At 59.8% G+C, this 6,226-nt stretch carries 5 protein-coding genes, 1 pseudogene and 1 riboswitch; of the genes and pseudogenes, 1 reads left to right on the forward strand and 5 read right to left on the reverse strand.

What is annotated here, in order from left to right:
* The first annotated feature begins 212 nt into the window (after positions 1-212).
* Positions 213-1,088, forward strand: coding sequence for an ATP-binding protein (locus J3L12_RS16410; protein ID WP_208016127.1), 876 nt, complete (start codon positions 213-215; stop codon positions 1,086-1,088).
* A gap of 132 nt (positions 1,089-1,220) precedes the next feature.
* Here the strand turns inward: J3L12_RS16410 and J3L12_RS16415 are convergent, their stop codons facing one another.
* The 5 genes and pseudogenes from J3L12_RS16415 to J3L12_RS16435 all read right to left on the reverse strand — a co-directional run.
* Entirely contained in the window at positions 1,221-1,589 is a 369-nt protein-coding gene (locus J3L12_RS16415) for an acyl-CoA thioesterase (protein WP_208016128.1), read from the reverse strand.
* Positions 1,586-2,878, reverse strand: a complete 1,293-nt coding sequence (nrdF, locus tag J3L12_RS16420) for a class 1b ribonucleoside-diphosphate reductase subunit beta (RefSeq protein ID WP_243455339.1) — start codon at positions 2,876-2,878, stop codon at positions 1,586-1,588. The genes J3L12_RS16415 and nrdF overlap by 4 nt, the downstream gene beginning before the upstream one ends.
* 10 nt (positions 2,879-2,888) lie before the next feature.
* Positions 2,889-4,967, reverse strand: a complete 2,079-nt coding sequence (gene nrdE, locus J3L12_RS16425; RefSeq protein WP_208016129.1) for a class 1b ribonucleoside-diphosphate reductase subunit alpha — start codon at positions 4,965-4,967, stop codon at positions 2,889-2,891.
* Positions 4,968-4,980: 13 nt separating this feature from the next.
* The gene (nrdI, locus tag J3L12_RS16430) at positions 4,981-5,352 is read right to left on the reverse strand and encodes a class Ib ribonucleoside-diphosphate reductase assembly flavoprotein NrdI (protein WP_208016130.1); all 372 of its coding nucleotides are present in this window, start codon (positions 5,350-5,352) and stop codon (positions 4,981-4,983) included.
* Between the two features lie 183 nt (positions 5,353-5,535).
* Positions 5,536-5,649: riboswitch (cobalamin riboswitch) on the reverse strand.
* 11 nt (positions 5,650-5,660) lie between these two features.
* A pseudogene (locus J3L12_RS16435) lies at positions 5,661-6,226 on the reverse strand (hypothetical protein); the annotation flags it as partial.

Below are 6,226 nucleotides of genomic sequence, written 5' to 3' on the forward strand. Positions count from 1 at the left end.
AGTTTGCATCCTTCAATCGGACAAGCTAACCTTTCGATGGGAGGTCTTTCTGTTTTCACACAGCGTAATCTGCGCTGACAGGGGCCTCCCTTTCAACTACCCCCAGGGATAATCTCACCTTACTACCTGGAAAACATTTACTTCAGTTAATCAACGAAATTTTGGATATAAGCCGTATTGAAACAGGCCGGTTGTCGCTATCGGTGGAGTCGATGTCGGTACTGGATTTACTGGATGAATGCATTCAGCTTAGTCGGCCTATGGCAGAAGGGCGAGGAATTAAGTTTGTCCTGAACAACACTTCAGACTTCAAGACGCCGGTACTCGCTGATCGACAGCGGCTTAAGCAGGTATTCTTAAATCTGCTTTCCAACGCCATTAGGTACAACCGTGAGGGTGGAAAGGTTACGCTGGACTGTTCCCCTTTGCCGGAGAGTTTTCGCATAAACATTCGAGATACCGGGTTTGGGATCGCCCCCGAGATGATGAGCCGGTTGTTCACCCCTTTTGACAGACTTGGCGTCCAGAACGTTGAGGGTACAGGCTTGGGTCTGGCGCTCTCGAAGCGCCTGATCGAAGCGATGGGAGGACGCCTGGGTGTAGATAGTGTAGTAAATCAGGGAAGTAATTTCTGGGTCGAGCTCCCCAAGGCTCAAATGAGCATGCCAATGCTCGAACAAAGTTCTGTTGATGCCGGCGTTCCTGGGAGTCTTTCTACAAATCGCTTTTCAGTATTGTACATTGAGGACAATCTCTCTAATTTGCGTCTCGTAGAACATATACTGATGCGATTTGGAAACCCGGAAGTGATAACCACCATGCAAGGCAGTTTGGGTTTGGAGCTCGCCAGGGAACATCGGCCAAATTTGATCTTACTCGATCTTCATCTACCGGATATGCAGGGGAAGGATGTGTTATTGCGTCTCAAGAGCGATGCCCGCACACGAGATATCCCGGTAGTCATCCTGAGCGCAGATGCTTCACCCCAGCAAATCGAATACCTGTTAGCTCAGGGCGCTAGCGCCTATATAACAAAACCCCTCGAGGTCTCTTATCTCCTAGATGTGCTGAATAAAACGCTGAGTTGAACCACCCCAAGATCGGCTTTCCATATTAAGGATACAGCCGGCTGACGGAGGCCTGGGGCTAACCATTCCCTACCAAACCTAGTTTTTCTTGAGCTCCGCCCCAGACCCCAACCGGATGAACGTGCTGTTTTATCACGAAGGTGGAGGCACTTCCGTTGGCATACCCTCATGCCCCACCGCCACCATCACAAACCCCGCTCGGCAGGCCAGGGTACGTTCCTCGCGCTCCAAGGGCTCCACCCACATCTCCACCTCGAGCCGCATGGAGCTTCTGCCCACCGCCTTGACCGAGGCCACCAGCTCCACGATCGAGCCCTGGGGCACCGGGTGACGGAAGTCCATGGCGTCGGCATGAACAGTGACCACCTTGGCCCGGGCGTGCCGGGTGGCGGCCACAAAGGCCGCCTCGTCCATCCAGGCCATGGCCGTGCCGCCGAAAAGGCTGCCGTAGTGGTTGCAGTCGCCAGGGCGCACCAGGTGTACAGTGCGGGTCTCCTTCATGGCTGCCCCCGCCGGGCCTGGGCCCGGGCCTCGCGGTAGAGGATATAGGCTCTGGCCACCTGAGGATTGATCTCCATCAAGCCCTCCTCTACCCGGTCTTGAATGGCCTCCACGGTGAGGCTTTCTTGCTGGGCCTGGCGCTTGATGGGTTCAAGGATGTACCGCTCGAGGCGCGTGAGATCCAGGGTAACATCGGTAGCCCTGGCGGCCTTCTGCACCGCCCGCACGATGCGCAACTCGTCGAAGGGCACGCTACGCCCGTCGCGCTTGATCACCGGCCGGAGGTCGGGGGTGGCCTCGGGAAAGTAGAAGTCCAGGTCGGAGAGGGGCTCTACGCGGGTGGCCTTGATGTAGCCGTTGCCCTTGGTGGAAAAGAAGTCGTGGTGCTTGGTCTCGGTGCGCAGGCCGGCCAGCACCACCGGGTTCACCGCCTGGGCCTCCACCTGGAAAAAAGGCTCCAGGCCCAGGTTCATCAGGGCCTTGTCGGCGTTGTAGCGGGAGAAGGTGCGTACCGCCTCCTCCAGCCCAATCTCGCCGTAGAGGGCTTCGGTGTAGCGGGCCTCGAGGGCCTCGAGCCGCTCCAGCAGCCGCAGCACCTCGCCATGGGCCTGGGCTTGTTCCCTCTCCCCCATTCGGTTCAGGAGATCCTGAGCCAGCAGGCCTACGTAGACCCCGTGGATGGCCTCATCACGGATGATCAGGCTGATGATCTCGCCGGAGCTGGTCAGGCGGCCCTGCCCGGCCAGGTAGAGCGGGTAGAAGAACCCCGAGTAGAAGAGGTAGGACTCGAGCAGCACGCTGGCGGCCATGGCCCGGTAAAGGCTGGCCTCGTCCTGGACGTCGGTGTAGGCCTGGTGAATGAGGCCCAGCTTGGCCTGAAGCTCGGGTTGGTGGCGCACCCAGTCGAAAAGCTGCTCGATGCGCTCGCTGGTGCATAGGGTGGAAAAGATGGAGCTGTAGCTCTTAGCGTGCATCTGCTCCATGGCCCCCATGAAGGAGAGCACCGCCTTGGCCTGGAGCCCTGGCACCCACTGCACCATCTGGGGCATCCCCACCCCACCCTGGAGGGTGTCCAGCAGGGTCAGCCCGGCCAGAACCTCCTCGTAAGCCCGTTGCTCGGCCCTATTCAGGGTCGCCCAGGCCAGCTTGTCATCGGTCAGCGGAATCTCCTCGTCCACCCAGAACTGCCGCACGTTCTGATCCCAGAACATCTTGCTGTAGGCGTCCTCGAGCCGGTTCCAGTTGACCGCCCCGAAACCGGGCTGGATGATTGATGGCATTTGAATCATGGAGTCTCCCTCACACTGCACAGCTCACGCATTCCTCCACCGAGAGGTTCTTGGTGCGGGTGTAGTACAGGCTCTTGAGGCCTTTACGCTCGGCATAGACATAAAGCCGGGCCAGCTCGCGGGTGCTAGTCTCACTGGTCACATAGAGCACCGTGCTGATGCCCTGATCCACGTGGGGCTGGATCTCGGCCACCAGGTCAATCAAGCGGAACATGTTCATGTGGTAGGCCGACTTGTAGTACCAGTAGGTCTCCTCAGAGAGGAAGGGAACGGGGTAATAGGTGGTGGCGTTGCCGTAGGTACGGGTCTCCACCACCTCCACGATGGGCTGAATCGAAGGGGTGGCGTTTTGGATGTAGCTGATGCTAGCGGTAGGTGCGATGGCCAGCCGATAAGCGTGGTAAAGGCCGTACCTCTGCACCTCGGCCTGGAGCCGGGCCCAGTCTGCGGGGCCAGGCAACTCGAGATGAGCAAACAGCGCTCTGACCACATCGCTGCGGGGGCGGAAGTCCTCGGCCAGATAGCGCTCGAAATACGCCCCGCTGGCGTAGTCCGAAAGCTCAAAACCCTCGAAGCTGACCCCCCGCTCCCGGGCGATCTGCATGGAGCGCTCCAAGGAGTAAAAGTTCACCGCTGCAAAGAAGCTGCGGGCAAAATCGCGGGCTTCCTCCGACTCGTAGCGGATGCGGTTCTTGGCCAAAAACCCGTGCAGGTTCATGGCCCCCAGGCCCACCGCGTGGAAGGCCCGGTTAGCCTTGCGGGCCCCTGGGGCGTTCCTGATATCGGAGAGGTCACTCACCGCGGTGAGCAGATCCATGGCTGTGTGCACACTCTCTTGCAGCTTCCCCGACTCCATTACGTTCACAATGTTCAACGAGCCCAGATTGCAGTTGATGTCGTAGCCGATCTGGTCGGGCTCGCCGTAGTCGGCGATGACCGAGGGGGTCTGGAGCTGGAAGATCTCGGTGCAGAGGTTGGACATCTTGATCTGCCCGAGGCGCTTCAGGGGGTGGGCCTGGTTGGCGTTGCTCTTGTAAATGATGTAGGGATAGCCCGACTCGAACTGGGTCTGGGCGATGCGGGTCAGCATGGCCCGGGCCGAGAGGGGGCGCTTCTTGACCGCAGGGTGGGCCACCAGCTCCTCATAGCGCCGGTCGAGATCCAGGTCGTCCAGGGGTTCCCCGAAGGCTTGGTAAACCGAGTAGGGGGCGAAGACATAGAAATCCTCGCCGCGCTCGGCCAGCTCGAAGAACTTGGCAGGCACGATCAGGCCCAGCGAGAGGGTCTGGATGCGGCTTTTCTCGTCGGCGTTGATCTTTTTGGTATCCAGAAAGTCTTCCACGTCCCAATGGAAGATATTCAGGTAGACTGCCCCGGCCCCTTTGCGCTGGCCCATCTGGTCGGCATAGTTGAAGGCGTCCTCCAGGAGCTTCATCACCGGCACCACACCCTTGGCCGCGTGGGCCACCCCCTTGATGGGCTCGCCCTTGGCCCGCAGCTTGGAGAGGTTGAGGGCCACCCCGCCCCCGATCTTGGAGAGTTGCATGGCCTGGTTCAGGTTGTAGCCGATGGAGTTTAGGGAGTCGTCGAGTTCCAGGAGAAAGCAGCTCACCAGCTCCCCCCGCCGGGCCCGCCCGGCGTTCAGGAAGGTGGGGGTGGCGGGCTGGTAGCGCTGCTCCATCAGGGCCTCGAGGTAGGCCCGGGCTTTGGCTGGGTTCCCCTGGGCCAGGTGCAGGGCCACCGCCAGAACCCGATCCTCGTAGCGCTCGAGGTACCGCTTCTTATCGTCGGTCTTGAGGGCGTAGTCCTTGTAAAACTTAGAGATGGCCATGAAGCTCTGGAAGCGGAAGCCGTAGCTGTAGGCCAGGTCAGATAACTCGAGCACCTCCTCTTCCCGGTAGCGAGCAAAAAAGTCCTCATAGTAGCCCTCAGCGATGAGGGCCTTGAGGCGCTGGATGGGGTCGGAAAACTTCCTTAGCTTCTGCTCTACCTCGGCCTCGAAGGCCTGTACGGCCTCTTGGTCTTTCTCGAGCTGGAAAAAGCCGTCTTTCTTGTGCAGTACCGCACTGTTGAGTTCCAGGTAACGCACCGTTCAACCTCCGTTAGATCCGGACCGCCGGATCCAAATGCTCCAAGGCGTCCAGAAAGCGGCGGCGGTCGCTCTCGAGGCCCGCCAGCTCAAACTTGAGCAGCACCGGCCAGCCATAGCGCTCGGTCAGTCGGTCGGCGGCCCTGGCGAAATTGCGCCCCCAGTTGCGGTTGCCGCTGGCCGCCACTCCCCGGATGAAAGGGTGGTTGGCCCGGGCAAAAAGTTCCACCTCCGGGGGCACCTGGCCGAACCCTGTGGTGTAGGTCAGCAGCACCGCGGGTTCCTCCAAGCACTCGAGGCCACTCTCGATGCGCAGCAAGGGCAAAGCCAGCCGCGCAGCAAAGCGGGCGGTGTTGCCGGTTTTTGAGGCATACGCTATGAGCACTACTCCTCCCCAAATTCAAACAGAACTCTCCCTATCGGCACCCAGATAGGGTGCCAAGGTGGCGGAGAATCACACTGGTACTAGCTTCGGTTCAAGCCCAGCATGGGCGTATGGAAGCCGATGTCTTGTTTTAGGTTGTGTGCGAGGGGTTCACTTGGCTATCCTTTCCGTCCTTTGCGCGAGGACTAGGAGACCCAGCCGGGCAGGCGATCGGGCTATAACCGTTGCGCGACAGCGGCGGAGTTTCACCGCACTTCCCCTGGCTCCGTTGGGGAAACCACATCTTGTGGTTTCTATTTTAGAAGCTACTATTTGTTGTGATTAGGTGTCAAGTTATCAACCCAGGCTCTTATCATATACACCCCTACCCCGATAACCACCGATACAGGGGCATAGGATTGACGGCGAAGCGACGGAGGTTGCGCAACACAGGGGCGCCCTTTTGATGAAGGAAGCCCAGGAGCAGGTTGCGCAGGGCAGCCAGAGCCACAGGCATCCTCTCCAAGCGCCACATCCCGCTTGTGGTGCAGCCGGTTCTCGATGGCCCAGTGGCCCCGGCTGAGGCGCGCCAGGGTAGCGGCATTGGCCTGCTCCTGGGAAACAGCACCGCTACGTTTATGCATCTTGTGGCGATGGATGGCCACGATCTGCTTTAGTCCGGGGAAGGACACTTCCTCCTCCGGCGGCAACTGGGTGGTTCGGCGGGCCTGCCAGACCCACAGCACACCGCTGCGTACCTCGTGGTAACGGTGAACCTCCTCTGCGGGATACCTCAGCACAAACTCGCCCCAGTCTTTCAACACCGCCTGGTTCTCCCTGAGCGCGAGCAGGTAGTGCCCCCACCGCCGCAGCCGTCTGGGTCTTGGTGTGGGCA

It is taken from the genome of Meiothermus sp. CFH 77666, assembly GCF_017497985.1.
In the GTDB taxonomy this organism is placed as follows: Bacteria; Deinococcota; Deinococci; order Deinococcales; family Thermaceae; genus Meiothermus.

What these genes read in the sequence shown, in the direction of transcription:
- J3L12_RS16410 (WP_208016127.1), top strand. Translation starts at nt 213, where the DNA reads ATGTCGGTACTGGATTTACTGGATGAATGCATTCAGCTTAGTCGGCCT.
- J3L12_RS16415 (WP_208016128.1), bottom strand. Translation starts at nt 1,589, where the DNA reads ATGAAGGAGACCCGCACTGTACACCTGGTGCGCCCTGGCGACTGCAAC.
- nrdF (WP_243455339.1), bottom strand. Translation starts at nt 2,878, where the DNA reads ATGATTCAAATGCCATCAATCATCCAGCCCGGTTTCGGGGCGGTCAAC.